Annotated in this window: 1 protein-coding gene; it reads right to left on the bottom strand. The window is 38.0% G+C overall.

Annotated features, from left to right (window positions below):
* Positions 1 to 214: 214 nt before the first annotated feature.
* Positions 215 to 1,558 (bottom strand): ISNCY family transposase, encoded by a 1,344-nt coding sequence (locus ACKVDP_RS13760; RefSeq protein ID WP_409229474.1) that lies wholly within the window; start codon positions 1,556 to 1,558, stop codon positions 215 to 217.
* Positions 1,559 to 1,620: the final 62 nt, after the last annotated feature.

Raw genomic sequence — 1,620 nt, 5'->3', positions numbered from 1 at the left:
CTGTCAATAACTTTTGAAAATGTCAGTAAAAACTAATCTAATTATCTCTTGAAAATGTCAGTAAATAATTAAGTGTTCCATCCATTTGAGGCTTGGGAACTCTAGTTGCTCAATTTAAAATGTCAAGGATATATGAACAAGCAACCTTGTCCTTGACATTTTAAATCTTCTCAACCGTTCAAAGATTAGCCTCAAATGATTTGGGAGTAAGATATTAAGCGTATTTGCGCAGGAATATCTCTTGTAGTATCGCCAGCACTTCTTCATAACTTTCATCAAAGTAGAGTTTTTTAAATTTGTCACTCCCATATTTGAAATAGTGATCATCAGGTGGTATGTACTTTGACTTTGATTTCCCTTTAGAATCATTGGATTTCTTAGGTTTAATGTAGTTGATGGTATCATAGACATTCCCTTGATACTCTACCTTGATGCCTGCTGAAGTGCTGATAATGACATGTATCTTTGACTTTTTTGGTACTTCAGGAAGCTCTGGTGAACCGACAACCATGAAGTGCTTGCTGTGGACCGAAAAAACGCTGCTGTTGTCTGTAACTCTGTCGAACTTGACACATAAGATGTGGTCCAGGTTCAAATAGTCAGGTAGCGGAGTATACGCTGATATGGCTTCTTCAGGTTCGACAGCAAATTTGGAATTGAATGATGCGATGTAATCTGCTAAAAACTCGTTAGCTTGTTCAATTGAGGTTACACCGGCTATCTTAAGGTCCGTAGGCAACCTGCTCTGCAATGTATTCCACAATCTTTCGACTTTTCCTTTGGCTTGTGGTGATCTGGCATAAATCAGTGAAACCCCTAGTTCTTCCATTGCCCTTCCAAATTGTGTCTTGTTGATGGATTTGCCCTTTAGCTGCTCTTCCACTGAGACTTTGCCAGCAATCGGAGACCTAAATATCGTATGCATATCACTGTAAACACATGTGGGAACACCATGAGTTAAGACCATTTGCCTGATAACTTCAAGATAGCCATGAAGACACTCGTTCTTGGTCATATAAAGGCCGACAACTTGTCCGGTAGCATCATCCATGGCACCGTGCAAAGCATACTTTACAGAGCCTTCAAACCACTCAAAGGGTGTTGCATCAATTTGTATCAGCATACCTTGTCTGGATTTTCTTTTACGTCTGTTGTGGTTTTTGGATTTACGTCTCTTCTTGGGACTTTTGAATCCATTGGAAGTAAGAAGAGTGTAAAGAGCATTGTAGCTAATGGAGATGCCTTCACGCTCCACTAAGAGTTCTCTAAAATGTGTGAAATTAGAATCTTTGTAGTTGTCAGAACGCCTTAATTCTAAAATGTTTTGTTTGAAATCATCATCAAAAGTATGAGAAGGTTTCTTGCTTGAATTCTTGTGAATGAGGGAAGTCACGCCTTCAATGTTCACTCCTTTAATTAAGCGGTATACTTGACGTTCACTCAAATTGAGAGTTTTAGCAGCATCACAAGGTTTAAGATTGCCTTCGATTACATTTGATAACACTCGATATCTGTTGATCTGTTTGTCATTCAATAAGTATCGCACCTCTTTTTTCATAAGATTATTGTGACATAATCAAAAGATAATTATAAGGTGACATTATCAAAAGATAAACACAT

It is taken from the genome of Gudongella ferriphila (genome assembly GCF_046224405.1).
Lineage (GTDB): Bacteria > Bacillota > Clostridia > Tissierellales > Tissierellaceae > Gudongella.
This window is presented reverse-complemented; position numbering and strand designations above follow the sequence as displayed.